Raw genomic sequence first — 15,704 nt, 5'->3', positions numbered from 1 at the left:
CATGTCGACCGAACATAGCTTTTACCTGAAGTTGTCGTGCCCGGACCGTCCGGGAATCGTCCATGCCGTGTCCGGTTTCCTGTTCAACCTCGGCGCCAATATCCTCGATTCCGCGCAGTTCGGCGACAGCCGCACCGGCGAGTTCTTCATGCGCGTGCATTTCCAGCAAGTCGGCGGCGATCCCGGCCTCGACGCGCTGCGCAAGTCGTTTGCCGGACTGGCCGACGAATTCGGCATGCGCTGGGAGTTGCACGACGCATCGGTGAAGCCGCGCGTTGTCATCATGGTGTCGAAGATCGGTCACTGCCTGAACGACCTGCTGTTCCGCTATCGCACCGGCCAGTTGCAGATCGAGATTCCGGCGATCATCTCGAATCACAAGGATTTCTATCAGCTCGCCGCGAGCTACGACATTCCGTTCCATCATCTGCCCCTGCACAAGGCCACGCCCGAAGCGAAAGCCGCGCAGGAAGCCCGCGCGCTGGAAATCGTCGATCAGCACGACACCGATCTCGTCGTGCTCGCGCGCTACATGCAGATTCTGTCGGCGGACATGTGCGACAGGCTCGCCGGCCGGGCGATCAATATCCATCACTCGTTCCTGCCGAGCTTCAAGGGCGCGAAACCGTACTATCAGGCGTTCGATCGCGGCGTGAAGCTGATCGGCGCGACCGCGCACTACGTGACGTCGGATCTGGACGAGGGCCCGATCATCGAGCAGGAAGTGGAGCGAGTCGATCACAACATGACGCCGGAGCAACTCACGGCGATCGGCCGCGACGTCGAATGCGTGACGCTCGCGCGCGCGGTGAAGTGGCATGCGGAGCATCGCATTCTGCTGAACGGGCACAAGACGGTTGTGTTCCGTTGAGCCTCGCCTGAAACGACAAAGCCCGCCGGATCGTTCGACCGGCGGGCTTTTTCATGCCTGAACGCTGCTTAAACGAGCCGCAGATAAATCAGCTCGCGCTTGATATACGCATAGAAAATCGGCGCGGCGATCACGCCCGGAATGCCGAACGCGGCTTCCATCGCGAGCATCGCGAGGAGCAATTCCCACGCGCGCGCCTCGATCTGCCCGCCGATGATGCGCGCGTTCAGGAAGTACTCGAGCTTGTGAATGAGGATCAGGAACGCGAGCGAAGCGACCGCCGTGCCGAACGATACCGACAGCGATATCCCGACGATGATCGTATTGGAGATGAGATTGCCGATCACCGGCATCAGGCCGACGATGAACGTGACCAGCACGAGCGTCTTCGAGAGCGGCAGCTTCTCGTGGAAGATCGGCAGCGCGACGAGCAGATACAGCGCGGTGAAGACGGCGTTGATCGCCGAAATCTTGATCTGCGCGAACACGATGCGGCGGAACGCGTCCGAGAAGCGCGACACGCGCGCGACGAGCGCCGTGGACAGGGGCAGGCGGTGATGCGACTGCTTCGGCGCGCTGACCGCGATGATCGCGCCGATGATCATGCCGATGACGACATGGCCGAAGCCGCGCGCCATCTCCTTGCCGCCTTGCTGGAGCATCTCGGCATGCCTGTGCATGAGCTCGGTGGCCTTGTCCTTCATCTGGCCGGCGTCGACCGGCAGATAATTCGCGATCCAGTCCGGCACGCGCAGGCGCGCGCTCGACGTGATGCTCATCAGCTGATCCAGCAGCTTTTGCAGGCTCGGCACGTCATGCTCGAAATGCTCGATCGTGGCGATGGTCGCGCCCGTGAGGCCGCCGACGATGATCGCGGAAATCAGCCCAACCGAAATGAGCCGCGCGCCCCTGCTCACCACGTGGCGCTCGATGACCGGCGAAATCATGTGCACGAGCTGGAACACCAGCATGCCGGCGAGCAGGCCGCCGAGCAGCTTGAGCGTGAGCACGAGATACATCGCCACGAAGGCCAGGATGTAACTGCCGATCTCCACCGCGGACAGCTTCGGCAGGCTCATGTCGCTGGTCAGCCTGACGTGGCGAGTCGGCAGATCCCGTACTTGGCCCTCCTCGTTGGCCGCTTCGTTGCGCTTCGGCATGACTGCGTTCCTTTTCCCTGCTGCATACAACGGTTATCCGCGCCACGGCGCGGGCGGCTGATTCGCCGACCTGACTCGGCACGCCGGCGCGGCCCGGGACGCCGTGGCCCCGGAGCGGAACTCACGCCGCCGACTTGGGCCGTTGCAGCAAGGGCGCCAGATACCTGCCGGTAAAACTCGCCTTCGATTTCGCGACCTGCTCCGGCGTCCCCTGGGCGATGATCTGCCCGCCGCCCGCGCCGCCTTCCGGGCCGAGATCGATGAGCCAGTCGGCGGTTTTGATCACGTCGAGATTATGCTCGATGATGACGACCGTGTTGCCCTGATCTCGCAGCCGATGGATCACTTCGAGCAGCAGCGCGATGTCATGGAAGTGCAATCCGGTCGTCGGTTCGTCGAGGATATACAGCGTCCGACCGGTATCGCGCTTGCTCAGTTCCAGCGAAAGCTTGACGCGCTGGGCTTCGCCGCCCGACAGCGTCGTGGCCGACTGGCCGAGCCGGATGTAGCCCAGACCGACGTCGAGCAGCGTCTTCAGCTTGCGCGCGACCACCGGCACCGCCCTGAAGAACTCGTGCGCGGATTCCACGGTCAGGTCGAGCACTTCGCTGATGTTCTTGCCCTTGTACTGGATTTCGAGCGTTTCGCGGTTGTAGCGCTTGCCGTGGCACACGTCGCAGGGCACGTACACGTCCGGCAGGAAGTGCATTTCCACCTTCAGCACGCCGTCGCCCTGGCAGGCCTCGCAGCGTCCGCCCTTCACGTTGAACGAGAAGCGGCCGGGATCGTAGCCGCGCTCCTTGGCCGCCGGTACGCCCGCGAACAGTTCCCGGATCGGCGTGAAAAGGCCGGTGTAGGTGGCCGGATTCGAGCGCGGCGTGCGGCCGATCGGCGACTGATCGACGGCGATCACCTTGTCGAAGTGCTCGAGACCCTCGATCGACTCGTACGGCGCGGGCTCCGTCGCCGAGCCGTACAGATGCTGGGCGACCGCGTGCTGGAGCGTGTCGTTGATGAGCGTCGACTTGCCGGAGCCGGAAACACCGGTCACGCAGGTCAAGAGTCCGACGGGCAGATCCAGCGTCACGCGCTTCAGATTGTTGCCGTGCGCCTCGACGATGCGCAGCCTGCGCTCGTCCGGCGCGGTGCGCTCGGCCGCATAGCTGATGGTTCGCTTGCCGGACAAATACTGGCCGGTGATCGAGTTCGCGTCCTGCTGCACCTGGAGCGGCGTGCCCTGCGCGACGACCACGCCGCCGTGCTCGCCCGCGCCCGGTCCCATGTCGACGACGTAATCCGCCATGCGGATCATGTCCTCGTCGTGCTCGACGACGATCACCGAGTTGCCGATATCGCGCAGATGCTTGAGCGTGTTGATGAGCCGGTCGTTGTCGCGCTGATGCAGGCCGATGGAGGGTTCGTCGAGCACGTACATCACGCCGGTGAGTCCGGAGCCGATCTGCGACGCGAGCCGGATGCGCTGCGCCTCGCCGCCGGAAAGCGTCTCGGCGCTGCGCTCGAGCGACAGGTAATCCAGCCCGACGTTATTCAGGAACGAGAGCCGCGCGACGATTTCCTTGACGACCTTGTCCGCGATCTCGCCCTTCGCGCCTTCGAGACGCAGCGTCTGAAAATAGCCGAGCGCGTCACGCAGCGGCCAGCCGCTGATTTCGTAGATGCCGCGCGCGTCGTCGCCGGAACCGACCTTCACGAAGCGCGCTTCCCGCCGCAAACGCGTGCCTTCGCAAGCCGGGCAGGGCTGGTTGTTCTGGTACTTGGCGAGCTCCTCGCGCACGGCGGCCGAATCCGTCTCGCGGTAGCGCCGCTCCAGGTTCGGGATGATGCCCTCGAACGCATGCTCGCGCACCGAGGCGCGGCCGCGCTCGTTGATGTACGAGAACGGAATCGCCTGCTTGCCCGAGCCGTACAGCAGGATCTTGCGCACCTTCTCGGGCAGTTCCTCGAACGGTTCGTCGATGTCGAATTCGTAGAACGCCGCGAGACTCTGCAGCATCTGGAAATAGAACTGGTTGCGCCGGTCCCAGCCCTTCACCGCGCCCGCCGCCAGCGACAGCGACGGATGCGCGACCACGCGCTTCGGATCGAAGAAGGTGATCTGGCCGAGGCCGTCGCATTCGGGACACGCGCCCATCGGGTTGTTGAACGAGAAGAGGCGCGGCTCGAGCTCCGGCAGCGAATACGAGCAGATCGGGCACGCGAACTTCGAGCTGAAAAGCTTTTCGCGGTCCGTATCCATTTCGAGCGCGATCGCGCGGCCGTCGGCGAGTCGCAGCGCGGTTTCGAACGATTCCGCGAGACGCTGCTTCATGTCCGGCCGCACCTTGAGCCGGTCGATCACGACGTCGATCGTGTGCTTGTCGGTTTTCTTGAGCTTGGGCAGCGAATCGACTTCGTAGATTTTCGCGACGCCTTCGTTCGCTGTGCCGCCGCCCGAGCGGATGCGAAAGCGGATGAAGCCCTGCGCCTGCATTTCCTCGAACAATTCGACGTGCTCGCCCTTGCGATCGGCTACGACGGGCGCGAGGATCATCAGCTTGGTTTCCTCGGGCAGCGCGAGCGCGGCGTCGACCATTTGCGAGACGCTTTGCGCTTCGAGCGGAATCAGGTGATCCGGGCAATACGGCGTGCCGACGCGCGCGTACAGAAGACGCAGATAGTCGTGGATTTCCGTGACCGTGCCGACGGTCGAGCGGGGATTATGCGAAGTCGCCTTCTGTTCGATGGAAATCGCGGGCGACAAGCCTTCGATCAGATCGACGTCGGGTTTTTCCATCAACTGCAAGAATTGCCGCGCGTACGCCGAGAGGCTTTCCACGTAACGCCGCTGACCCTCCGCGTAAAGCGTGTCGAACGCGAGCGACGACTTGCCCGATCCGGACAGCCCGGTGATCACGATCAGCTTGTGGCGCGGCAAGTCGAGACTGACATTCTTCAGATTGTGGGTGCGAGCCCCACGAATGCGAATTTCTTCCACGAGTTTGTTCCGGGGTTCTTTCGGGTGTTCTCGGCAGCTATTCCAGCTTTCCCCGACCGGGCCGTGCTGGCGGCGCGGGGCGAAAAGGGAGGGGGCCAAACCTGCTACTATAACGACTTTTAAAGGGTGCGGCGCCGGGGCTCCCTGGGCCGGACGCGCACCGATCGGTCGGCGCGGGGACTTGCCGGCCATGTGCGGGGCGGGCGCGGCCGGCAAGCGAATAAAACGCGGCGCCGTCCAGGCAATGCGTCCCATATAGTGCCGTTTCGAGCAAGAACAAGGCGGCCGCGCCTGGCTGCGCCGCGGGCCAGGCCAGACGCGACCCTCATCCATTTCCCGTTTCTGATGTCCAATCCGTCTGCCACGTCCACACGTCTCTCCGCGCCGGAGTTGCGCGCGACCGTGTCGCTCGCCGCCATCTTCGCCCTGCGCATGCTCGGGCTTTTCATGATCATGCCGGTGTTCTCGATCTACGCGAAAACGATACCCGGCGGCGACAACGTGCTGCTCGTCGGCATCGCGCTGGGCGCCTATGGCGTCACGCAGTCGATGCTCTACATCTTCTACGGATGGATCTCCGACAAGTTCGGGCGCAAGCCGGTCATCGCGTTCGGGCTGCTGGTGTTCGCGCTCGGCAGCTTCGTCGCGGCGATCGGGCACTCGATGGCGTGGATCATCGCCGGGCGCGTGATTCAGGGCATGGGCGCGGTGTCGTCGGCGGTGATCGCGTTCATCGCGGACCTGACACACGAGGAAAACCGCACCAAGGCCATGGCGATGGTCGGCGGCAGCATCGGCGTGTCGTTCGCGGTGGCGATCGTCGGCGCGCCGATCGTGTTCCACTGGATCGGCATGAGCGGGCTTTTCACGGTGATCGGCGCGCTGTCGATCGTCGCGGTGGGCGTCGTTCTCTGGATCGTGCCCGATCCGCCCGCGCATCCGGTCCACGTCAAGGCGCCTTTCGCGGAAGTGCTGCATAACGTCGAGCTGCTGCGCCTGAATTTCGGCGTGCTCGTCCTGCACGCCACGCAGACCGCGCTCTTTCTCGTCGTTCCGCGCATTCTGGAGGCCGGCGGGCTGCCGGTCGCGTCGCACTGGAAAATCTACCTGCCCGTGATGGCGCTCGCCTTCGTGATGATGGTTCCGGCCATCATCGCCGCGGAGAAACGTGGAAAAATGAAGAGCGTCATGCTGAGCGCGATCGGGCTTATCCTGATTGGCCAGTTGTTATTGGGCGCCGCTCCTCATACGCTGTGGTCCGTGGCCGCCATTCTGTTCGTGTACTTTCTCGGCTTCAACGTGCTGGAGGCGTCGCAGCCGTCGCTGGTGTCGAAGCTTGCGCCGGGCACGAGAAAGGGCGCGGCAGCGGGCGTGTACAACACGACGCAATCGATCGGCCTCGCGATGGGCGGGGTGATCGGCGGCTGGCTGCTCAAGCTCGACGGGCCGAGCGCGGTTTTTTTCGCCTGTTCGGCGCTGGTGCTCGCCTGGCTGCTGGTCGCGGCCGGGATGAAGGCGCCGCCGCGCCGAACCGAGCGCGCGGCCTGAGAGAATTTTTGAACCATCGAATCGAGCCGGCGCGGTGCTGCCGAATCCCTGTCTGTCAGGCGGGATCGGCTTGATGACGCGGTGCGGCTGGCAGTAAGCAAGGAATCTACTGGAGAAATCATGGCATCAGTCAACAAGGTCATTCTCGTGGGCAATCTGGGCGCCGACCCGGAAACTCGCTACCTCCCGAGCGGCGACGCCGTGGCCAACATCCGTCTCGCAACGACGGACCGATACAAGGACAAGACATCCGGCGAGTTCAAGGAACTCACGGAATGGCATCGCGTCGCGTTCTTCGGCCGCCTCGCCGAGATCGTGAACGAGTATTTGAAGAAGGGTTCGTCGGTGTATATCGAAGGACGCATCCGCACGCGCAAATGGACGGATCAATCGGGCCAGGAACGCTATTCGACGGAGATCGTCGCCGACCAGATGCAGATGCTCGGCGGCCGCGGCGGCGCGGGCGGCGGCGATGACGGCGAATACAGCCGCAGCGCCCCGGCGGAGCGTTCGGGCGGCGGCGGGCGCGCTCCTGCTGCGGGCGGACGCGCGAGCAGCGGCGCGGGTGGCGGTTCCAGCCGTCCGAGCGCGCCGGCCGGCGGCGGCTTCGACGACATGGACGACGATATCCCGTTCTGACGAATCGCAACGATTCATGCATCGGACAGCCTCGAGCTTCGACAGCTCGAGGCTTTTTTCATTTTGGCGAGGCGCTTTCTGAATTATCGCGCGCTCCCCCCTTTTTTTGCCGTGACGTATTAATCTCACGTCGTTTGCCAATGATCTGGTGCGCCGAATTCCGAGGAGGTGGATTTAGGATGGCCCAATCGGAATAATCCTATGGTCTGCGAAATATCCGCAATTTATTTTGAAAGCACGCGTTCGCGAATATGGTGAGCAATTTTTATTTGCTTGTTGCCATTGAATTCATTCATTTTGTTGTTCGCGTTTGAAGACCGCCGGGTAATAAGCGTGCATATAGACAGGCAGTTATTCGGCCGAAAAGGCGCCGATGCAGCTTACTGTCCGGTCAGCGTGCGATCCAATAAGCGGAATCGTGGAGACTAAACGATATAACGGGGGCCTTTTGAAACTTCGAGTAGTGTTGGCTGACGATCATCCCTTCGTTGTCCTTGGGATGAAGGCGCTGTTTGCTGCCGACGATGGAATAGACGTAGTCGGCGAGGCAAATAATGCGAGTACGTTATTGGCCGAGCTCGTCGATGTTCCGTGCGATGTACTCGTCACGGACTTCGCGATGCCCGAGCACGGAGCGGATGCGAAGGATGGACTTCGTCTCATTCGCAAGGTGCGGCAGGATTTCCCGAGCATCAGCATCGTCGTGCTGACGAGCGTGAGCAACGTTGCGATCCTGCGTTCCATCCTGAACGCCGGCGCAATGGGGCTTGTCAACAAGGCCGAGCCGATTGAACTCGTGGCAACGGCGGTCCGCCACGCCAGTGTCGGACGGCGTTACGTGAGCGCATCGTTTGTTGCAGCGCTTGCGGAAGCGGGCGCAGAGACGGACTTTCCCTCCGAGCAGCTGCCTCTCTCTCCGAGAGAGATCGAGGTCGTCCGGCTGTTCGCCAAAGGCCACTCGATTACGGAAATCGCAAGGGAACTCGACCGCGATGTTCGCACGATCAGCCGCCAGAAACGCGATGCCATGAACAAGCTCGGCGTGAGGAACGATCCCGGATTGTTCGCTTTTGTTCGCGCACGTGGATTGGGATGATTGTTTCATCATCCAGTTTTATTTCGGATGCATCTTATGTATTTCAATGTTTCGGTATCCGATTCTAATAAATCGGTTCTTGCAGTAGATTCAAGTTCGCATGGCGCGAAGGGGTTTGATTTGATGGAATCCGCAAACGGAAGCCAGGTGTTTTCGCATGCTAAACGGGTGAGGCTGGCGATCGCGGATGACCATCCTCTCGTCATTCTCGCGATCGAAAGACTCGTGGGGAATTTTCCCAACGTGGAGGTTGTGAGTCGTAACGCAAATTCTACGCAGCTCAATGAGTCGCTCGCGCGTGGAGATTGCGACGTAGCGATCGTCGATCTCTTCATGCCGGGCGGGCATCACGGAGAAGGTGTCGAGATGATCCAGCATCTGGCCAATCGCTATCCGGATGTCCAGCTGGTCGTTCTGTCGCGCAACGACGATGCCGCGCTCGTCAAGCAGGTGCTGGAAGCCGGCGCACATGCATTTCTCAGCAAGGAGGATCGCCTCGATCTGATTTACGTGGCCATCGTCTCAGTCATTGCGAACGAGACCTATCTCGGGCCGACGATACGCCGCACGCTGGCACTCTCGGACGCCGAAAATCACGCGCGCTTCATCCGGCAGAGGCTCACGAGCCGTGAACTCGAAGTGATCGAACGCTATGCGAGGGGCGCGAATGTCACCGAGATCGCGAAGGAACTGGAACGCAGCGTGAAGACGATCAGCGCGCAAAAGTGCGCGGCCATGCGAAAGCTGGATCTTTCTACCGACGCGGATCTATATCGTTTCATAGCGGACAGCGGCTTGATTTAACAGGTTCTCGCAGCGCGTACGACGCACTGGCATTCGAGGCCTGCGCAGGGGACAACGCTCAGTCGATTTCAACGATTGGTGCGTGCCGGATTTCTCAACACAACCAACAAGAATATGAGAACAACAACGCCGATACGAGCGATCGTTGCGGACGACCATCCAGTCGTCATCAAGGGTATTCGGAGCTTTCTGGAGCGGGAAGGGCAGATACGGGTGGTCGCTACTGCGCGAGACACGTCACAGTTGGCCGAGGCGCTCGACGCCTCGCCGTGCGACTACGTTTTCTCGGACATCGGTATGCGGGGCATTGACGGAGAAAGCAATTCGATCGGATTTCTACGGCGTCTGTCGTGGCAGCAGGGGCGACCGAAGGTCATCGTCGTGACGATGATCTCACAGCCTCGCATGCTGGCGGCTCTCGTTCAACTGGGACTCGATGGCGTGATCGACAAGCGCGATGGGCTCGAGTGTCTGAGCGAGGCGATATCCGTGGCGGAGGCCGGTGACTGCTTTCTTTCACCGTGCGTGGAAGCGGCCGTGCGTCAACTGCCGCATACGTCGCCGGCGCGGGCCGGCGTGCTGAGCCGGCGCGAATGGGAGGTGTTTCAGCTCTATGCGCGCGGCCTTTTGGTCCACGAGATCGCCGCCCATGTCGGCCGTAGCCGCAAGACGATCGCCACGCAGAAACGAAGCGGCATGCGCAAGTTGGGACTCGAAACAGAAACTGAACTCGTCGCTTTTCTGCAGCAGGTCGGGTTGATATGAAGTGACGAGATCGTCTGGACCGCGTTCATCTCGGAATTATTTGGGACGCTTCTGATTCGGTCTCGAAGCGAGGCAGATCAGACTCAGGACATTTGCATTTCGACGCGGTCAGCCGGAGCGCGATGAATTGCCGTGGCAGGTGTCGGCCTGCTTCTGAGAGGTTCGAATTGAGATCATCGTTCGCGCGTTGCTTGTTGCTCATATGTCTGATCGTGCCACTCTGCTGCTACGCGGCGGAGCCGGGCTGGAACATCACAGGGTTGCGCCTGCTGCCGGTGCTCATCGGTGTGGCAGCGGTGCTGTTCGTGACGCTTCGCGCGTTCATCCTGCTGCAACAGGAGGTGGCTAAGCGAATCGAGACGGAGCAGCAGCTCGGCACACAACTCAGCTTTCAGCAGACCATGATGGAAGTGGTTCCGTATCCGCTTGTCGCAAAGGACATGGAGAACCGCTACATCGCGGTCAACCGTGCTTTCGAAGAAGCGCTCGGCGTACGGCGTGAAGATATCATCGGGCGCACCAGCCTCGAGGTCGCAGCATGGGGCGCCGAGCATAGCCGACTGCTGCACGATCTCACCAGCAGGACCTTTGCGACCGGCGAGCGGCAGGAACTCGAAGCCGAGTTCCGTGACGACCAGAATGTCCCGCGCTGCGGTCTTTTCTGGACCGGTGCGTTCGCGGCTTCGAATGGCGAGCGGGCGGGCGTCGTCGGTACGATGATCGACATCACCGATATTCGCAATGCGGAATCCCGCGCCCGGCAGACCGAGCGGCGCCTTCACGACGTGACCCGATCGCTGCCCGCCGTGGTCTTTCAGTTGCGCCGGGCGAGCGACGGCACTTACAGTCTTCCATATATCGATGGCGACACGCGCCAGTTGCTCGGCCTGGATGTGGTGACGCTGGCCGACGATCCGATTCATCTGCTGATGCGGGTCCACGCCCAAGACGCCGCCCGCCTGCTCAAGGAAATCGAAACGTCGGCGCGCACGCTCGAGCCTTTGCATACGGAATTCCGCTCGACAATCGACAGCATCACGCGCTGGATTCGCGCTGATCTCGTCGCGCAGCGCGAAGACGACGGCGCGGTGGTATGGAGCGGCTACTGGGCTGATGCCAGCGTGGAGCATGCGCGCGCGGATGAACTCGCCCGGGCGCGAGATACCGCCGAAGCCGCCTCGCGCGCCAAGGACGACTTTCTCGCGATGATGAGCCACGAAATCCGCACGCCGATGAACGGCGTGCTGGGGCTCGTCGAAGTTCTCGAGAACACGCGGCTGAATCCGGACCAGTCGCAGATGCTCGGCATGATTCAGGATTCCGCGAGCGCGCTGTTGCAGATCCTCGATGATCTCCTCGACTATTCGAAGATCGAGGCGGGCAGACTGGCGATCGAATCGACGTCGATCGACCTTCGTGACTTGGTGGACAGCGCGGTCGGCCTGCTTGCTGGGCGAGCGCATGAGAAGGGCCTACGCGTGCGAGTCGATGTCGGGCCGGAAGTGGCCGCGACCGTCAGGGGCGACAGCGTGCGCCTCCGGCAGATTCTCTTCAATTTGATGAGCAACGCCATTAAGTTCACGATCAAGGGCGATGTCTCGCTTCATGTGCATGCGGTCGAGCAGCGCGACGCGGAACAAATCATCGAATTGTGCGTGAAGGATACCGGCATCGGGATCGCCCCAGAGGCCCAGGAGAGCCTGTTCGAACCATTCGTTCAAGCGGAGACATCCACGACGCGGCGCTTCGGTGGTACCGGGCTCGGACTCACGATCTGCAATCGCCTCGTCGAACTGATGGGCGGCACGATGAGCCTGAAGAGCACAATTGGCGTCGGAACGGCCATGACCGTTCGGCTCACGATGCCCGTCGAGACATTGCATTACCAGATCGAGGGACTTCGAGGCAAGCGCGGCATTGTCGCAATCGACGACGACCGCGTGGCTGCGGCGCTCCTCCACTATGGCGAAGCGCTCGGCCTCGAATTGGAACGGCACGCGCCCGGAGACCTTGCGTTATCCGAGCCTGGAGCGCTCGAAGGCGTCGACATCATCTTTCTGAGCGACATACACAAGAGCACGTCGCCGATGGGCTCGCGCGTGATCCACATCACCGAGAAGCCGAAGCCGACCGGATACCGCATTCTCGAGGACGACATCCGCGTGAGCGTCAATCCGATCTCATGGCATGGGCTCGGCGCGGCATGCGTCGCGGCGCTGACGGGTATGCCGCAGATCGCATCGCGCGCGGCGCTCGGCCCTGAAACGAAGATGGCTGTGCCGGACCGGGAAGATGCGCTGCGCAGCGGCACGCTCGTGCTCGTGGCCGAGGATCATCCGGTCAATCAGGAGTTGATCCGTCATCAGCTTGCGCTGCTCGGTTTCGCCTGCGACGTCGTGCACGACGGCGCCGAGGCGCTCTCCGCCCTGGCGAATACGCGATACGGTTTCCTGATCACCGACTGCCACATGCCGAACATGACGGGCTACGAGCTTGCGCGCCGCGTGCGAACCGAAGAGTCCGGAACGTTGCGGCATCTGCCGATTCTTGGCATCACGGCCAGTACCGTGCCCGACGAGTTGAGCCGGTGCCGCGAAGCCGGCATGGACGACTGCCTGGTCAAGCCCACCAGGCTTGCAACCTTGCGCGAACATCTGAATCGCTGGCGGGCGTCGGAGCGTTCTGCAACCGGGGCCGATGCCCAGTCTCCGCCCAATGTCGCCACGCCGTCACGAGACGATGACGAGCTCGATCTGGCGGCCATGGCGCAACTGTGGGGTAACGAGGCGACCGTGAAGGCGCTGCTGGAGGCGTTCGTATCGTCGTTCCGCGAGGATCTCGTCGCGCTTCGGCGATTGCTTGATCGCGGCACCGTCGATGATCTGCGCGACTGGCATCATCGCGTCATCGGGGCCGCCAGCGTGTTGCAGTATCGGCCGCTGCTGGATGAGCTCGAGGCCTTTCGCCGCGACTTGCGTACGGCAACGCGAGAAATGCGCCAGCGAGAAGGGCTTGCCTTTGCCGCGCGATGCGAGCGCCTTGTCGAGCGCATCCACTCGCAGGTTGCCACGATCATCTGATTGGGGCAGGCCGCGCGCCGAGCGTCGCGCCTGTTACGAATGGGTTCGCGATCCAACCCATTCAGAGGACGCTCCGGCGTTCTCATTGAAGGGCTCGCGGTTTCGAAAATAGTCCAACGCGAAATCCACGAAGGAACGTGTCTTGGCGGAGACGTGCCGCCGTCCCGGGTAGACGATCGACACTTCCTTGTCGGCGTCCTTGAGCGTGTAGTCCGGCAGTAAGCGAACCAGCGCACCCGCCTGGATGTCCTGCGTCACATAGGTCTCAGGCAGCACGGCAATGCCTATTCCGGACACGGCCGCCTGCCGCAGCATGTGCGAACTGTTCACCGTGTACGCGGGATCCAGCACGACGCTTTCCACTGCGCCGGATGGCCCGATGAACGACCACGTCGATCCGTGGATTTCCGCGGACGGCGCGAGAAATTCATGAGTGACGAGCGCGGCCGGATGAGCGGGCGTACCGCGCTGCGACAAATACTCCCGCGATGCGACGAGCACTGCGCCGACTTTCAGCAACGGGCGATTGATCAGCATGCCGCTGTTGACCAGATGAGGCACGACGATCCCGACGTCGAAGCCTTCGGCGACGAGATCGACCGGCCGATGCAGCAGGGTCAGGCGCAACTTCACGTTCGGATACCGGTCGCGAAATTCGCACAGCATCGGTGTGAGCCCGAGCAGCGAGAACGACGCTGATGCCACGATTTTGAGCGTGCCTGACGGGTCGACCGAGCTGTTCGCCACGGACGCTTCGATCGCGTCGATTTGCTCGATGACCGCGCGGCAGCCTTCAGCGTAGGAGCGCCCCGCTTCGGTCAGCGATACGCTGCGCGTTGTCCGGTTCAACAGGCGAGTGTTGAGATGCGTCTCCAGCAAGGAGACGTAGCGCGTAATCACGGCGTTGGACAGATCAAGCGCTGCGGCGGCACGGCCGAATGATTCGGTTTCCGCCACTTTGAGAAAGACGCGCATCGCTTGGAGTTGATTCATGAAGGGATCGGGTAGGGAGCGATCTTTGAGCGCTGCGATTATGCGATTCGATACGCGAGCTGGAAGGGCCTTCTCGCGTGCGCGATCTTAAAGGGCAGTTGGCTGCATCGGAATCAGATCGCTCTGATCAACGTCACCTGTCTCAATACGACCACTGTCGCATGTATGCAACTGAAGCGTGTTCGCGCTCTGTCCCACGTTGAACGAAGCGATGGATAAGTCCACGTGGCCTAAGCGTTTATTCATATTGAAATTGCATTTTTTGAATTATTCGAAAGGATTTTTGTGTTTTCTTTTTCGGCGTCCCAAAAAAGTCGGGCAATAAACTTTGCTCTGCCGAATATCGGTGCAGAGCCAAGCGAGTGAAGAAGCAAATCTACTCGACAAACACTCAGCCTGAAGCAACCCATCGAGTCTCAGGACTCACTCATAGGAACACGCATGAAAAAGAATCTCATCGGCGCGGCAGTAGCAGCACTGGCTGCATCGTTTGCAACCGCTGCAAGCGCGCAAAGCAGCGTCACGCTGTATGGCGTTGTCGACGCGGGGCTGACGTTCGTGAACAACGTCATCAACGACAATCCGAACAACGGAAACCAGAAGGCGAGCTTTCGCGGCCTGACCAGTGGCAATCTGCAAGAGAGCCGCTGGGGTTTGCGCGGATCCGAAGACCTGGGCGGTGGCATGAAGGCGATCTTCGTATTGGAGAATGGCTTCAGCCTGAACAACGGTAAGGCCAACGAAGACGGTACGCTGTTCGGTCGTCAGGCGTACGTCGGTATGTCCTCCGACTACGGTACCGTCACACTGGGTCGTCAGTACGACGGCGTCGTTGACTACCTTGGGCCGCTGAGTGCTGCCGGTACTTGGGGTGGTACGTATTTTGGCCACGTCGCGGCTAACGACAACCTGAACAGCAACTTCAGCATCGCCAACTCGATCAAGTACCAGAGCGCCAACTACTCTGGCTTCTCGTTCAGCGGTCTGTATGGTTTCTCCAATAAGGCAGGTGCGTTTGCAGACAACCGGGCTTACAGCTTCGGTGCGGGCTACGCAAACGGCCCGTTGAAGATCGGGGCTGCGTATATGCAGGCCAACGGCGTGAACTCGCACACCAATGGCAATGGCGCTGTTATCGGCGATGCAGCCCCGCAGATGCTGGGCCTGGATGACATCGACGGTTCCCTCCGTCAGCGTACGTTCGGCGCTGGCGCCAGTTACGCGTACGACGCCATGGTCTTCGGCGCAGTGTGGACGCAGACGCGCTTCGACAATGGTCGCCGTGGTGACTACTCGAACGTATTCAACAACTATGAAGTTAATGGGCGCTATTTCGTGACGCCGGCTTTGGCGCTCGGAGCGGCGTACACATATACCACCGGCAAGATCAGCGACTTCGGCCTTACGTCCAGTACGCTCAAGTGGCATCAGTTTGGTCTGCAGGCTGACTACGCGCTGTCCAAGCGCACGGACTTCCATATCGAAACCGTGGCGCAGATCGGCAGCGGCGGTAATGATAATTTCACCCCGCTGGCGGCTATCGCGAACAGCAATGGCGCATTCGGTCCTTCCTCGAGCAGCCGTCAGGTGCTCGTGAACACGGGTATCCGTCACCGCTTCTAATAGAAAAGTCGCGTGAGCTGCAAGCTGTAGCAAAAGGGCGCCGCAAGGCGCCCTCAGACTGCTGACAAAGCCCTGGCTCTGCCCAGGGCTTTGTTCTTTAATAGAGGTCATGCTTAAGAAGCCGACACCC

11 protein-coding genes are annotated in these 15,704 nt (G+C 61.4%); 8 read left to right on the top strand and 3 right to left on the bottom strand.

The window, feature by feature from the left end:
• Position 1: 1 nt before the first annotated feature.
• Positions 2–871, top strand: coding sequence for a formyltetrahydrofolate deformylase (gene purU, locus AWB83_RS22520; protein ID WP_087047842.1), 870 nt, complete (start codon positions 2–4; stop codon positions 869–871).
• Positions 872–939: 68 nt separating this feature from the next.
• On the opposite strand, the gene AWB83_RS22515 is transcribed toward purU, so the two are convergent.
• Together AWB83_RS22515 and uvrA are read right to left on the bottom strand one after the other, a co-directional pair.
• Positions 940–2,031, bottom strand: coding sequence for an AI-2E family transporter (locus tag AWB83_RS22515; protein WP_087047841.1), 1,092 nt, complete (start codon positions 2,029–2,031; stop codon positions 940–942).
• Between the two features lie 121 nt (positions 2,032–2,152).
• Complete coding sequence (uvrA, locus tag AWB83_RS22510; protein ID WP_087047840.1) at positions 2,153–5,026, bottom strand: excinuclease ABC subunit UvrA; 2,874 nt, start codon at positions 5,024–5,026, stop codon at positions 2,153–2,155.
• A 345-nt stretch (positions 5,027–5,371) separates the two neighbouring features.
• Here uvrA and AWB83_RS22505 point away from each other — a divergent pair, with 345 nt between their 5' ends.
• From AWB83_RS22505 to AWB83_RS22480, 6 genes are all read left to right on the top strand, one after another.
• Positions 5,372–6,574: an MFS transporter gene (locus tag AWB83_RS22505; protein ID WP_087047839.1), complete on the top strand. Its 1,203-nt coding sequence runs from the start codon at positions 5,372–5,374 to the stop codon at positions 6,572–6,574.
• 120 nt (positions 6,575–6,694) lie between these two features.
• Positions 6,695–7,213: a single-stranded DNA-binding protein gene (locus AWB83_RS22500; RefSeq protein WP_087047838.1), complete on the top strand. Its 519-nt coding sequence runs from the start codon at positions 6,695–6,697 to the stop codon at positions 7,211–7,213.
• 463 nt (positions 7,214–7,676) lie between these two features.
• Positions 7,677–8,309 (top strand): response regulator, encoded by a 633-nt coding sequence (locus AWB83_RS22495; protein ID WP_087047837.1) that lies wholly within the window; start codon positions 7,677–7,679, stop codon positions 8,307–8,309.
• A 123-nt stretch (positions 8,310–8,432) separates the two neighbouring features.
• Entirely contained in the window at positions 8,433–9,113 is a 681-nt protein-coding gene (locus tag AWB83_RS22490; protein ID WP_087047836.1) for a response regulator, read from the top strand.
• 114 nt (positions 9,114–9,227) lie between these two features.
• Positions 9,228–9,878 carry a response regulator gene (locus AWB83_RS22485; RefSeq protein ID WP_087047956.1) on the top strand — a complete coding sequence of 217 codons (651 nt, stop codon included), beginning with the start codon at positions 9,228–9,230 and terminating at the stop codon, positions 9,876–9,878.
• Between the two features lie 122 nt (positions 9,879–10,000).
• Positions 10,001–12,958 carry an ATP-binding protein gene (locus AWB83_RS22480; protein ID WP_341866736.1) on the top strand — a complete coding sequence of 986 codons (2,958 nt, stop codon included), beginning with the start codon at positions 10,001–10,003 and terminating at the stop codon, positions 12,956–12,958.
• A gap of 33 nt (positions 12,959–12,991) precedes the next feature.
• Here the strand turns inward: AWB83_RS22480 and AWB83_RS22475 are convergent, their stop codons facing one another.
• Complete coding sequence (locus AWB83_RS22475) at positions 12,992–13,951, bottom strand: LysR family transcriptional regulator (RefSeq protein WP_087047834.1); 960 nt, start codon at positions 13,949–13,951, stop codon at positions 12,992–12,994.
• 441 nt (positions 13,952–14,392) lie between these two features.
• Here AWB83_RS22475 and AWB83_RS22470 point away from each other — a divergent pair, with 441 nt between their 5' ends.
• A complete protein-coding gene (locus tag AWB83_RS22470; protein WP_087047833.1) occupies positions 14,393–15,574 on the top strand; it encodes a porin in 1,182 nt (393 codons plus the stop codon).
• Positions 15,575–15,704: the final 130 nt, after the last annotated feature.

This window comes from Caballeronia ptereochthonis (genome assembly GCF_001545075.1).
Classification (GTDB): domain Bacteria; phylum Pseudomonadota; class Gammaproteobacteria; order Burkholderiales; family Burkholderiaceae; genus Caballeronia; species Caballeronia ptereochthonis.
This window is presented reverse-complemented; position numbering and strand designations above follow the sequence as displayed.

What these genes read in the sequence shown, in the direction of transcription:
- AWB83_RS22470 (WP_087047833.1), top strand. Translation starts at nt 14,393, where the DNA reads ATGAAAAAGAATCTCATCGGCGCGGCAGTAGCAGCACTGGCTGCATCG.
- AWB83_RS22500 (WP_087047838.1), top strand. Translation starts at nt 6,695, where the DNA reads ATGGCATCAGTCAACAAGGTCATTCTCGTGGGCAATCTGGGCGCCGAC.
- purU (WP_087047842.1), top strand. Translation starts at nt 2, where the DNA reads ATGTCGACCGAACATAGCTTTTACCTGAAGTTGTCGTGCCCGGACCGT.
- AWB83_RS22485 (WP_087047956.1), top strand. Translation starts at nt 9,228, where the DNA reads ATGAGAACAACAACGCCGATACGAGCGATCGTTGCGGACGACCATCCA.
- AWB83_RS22505 (WP_087047839.1), top strand. Translation starts at nt 5,372, where the DNA reads ATGTCCAATCCGTCTGCCACGTCCACACGTCTCTCCGCGCCGGAGTTG.
- AWB83_RS22490 (WP_087047836.1), top strand. Translation starts at nt 8,433, where the DNA reads ATGGAATCCGCAAACGGAAGCCAGGTGTTTTCGCATGCTAAACGGGTG.
- AWB83_RS22515 (WP_087047841.1), bottom strand. Translation starts at nt 2,031, where the DNA reads ATGCCGAAGCGCAACGAAGCGGCCAACGAGGAGGGCCAAGTACGGGAT.
- AWB83_RS22480 (WP_341866736.1), top strand. Translation starts at nt 10,001, where the DNA reads ATGAATTGCCGTGGCAGGTGTCGGCCTGCTTCTGAGAGGTTCGAATTG.
- AWB83_RS22475 (WP_087047834.1), bottom strand. Translation starts at nt 13,951, where the DNA reads ATGAATCAACTCCAAGCGATGCGCGTCTTTCTCAAAGTGGCGGAAACC.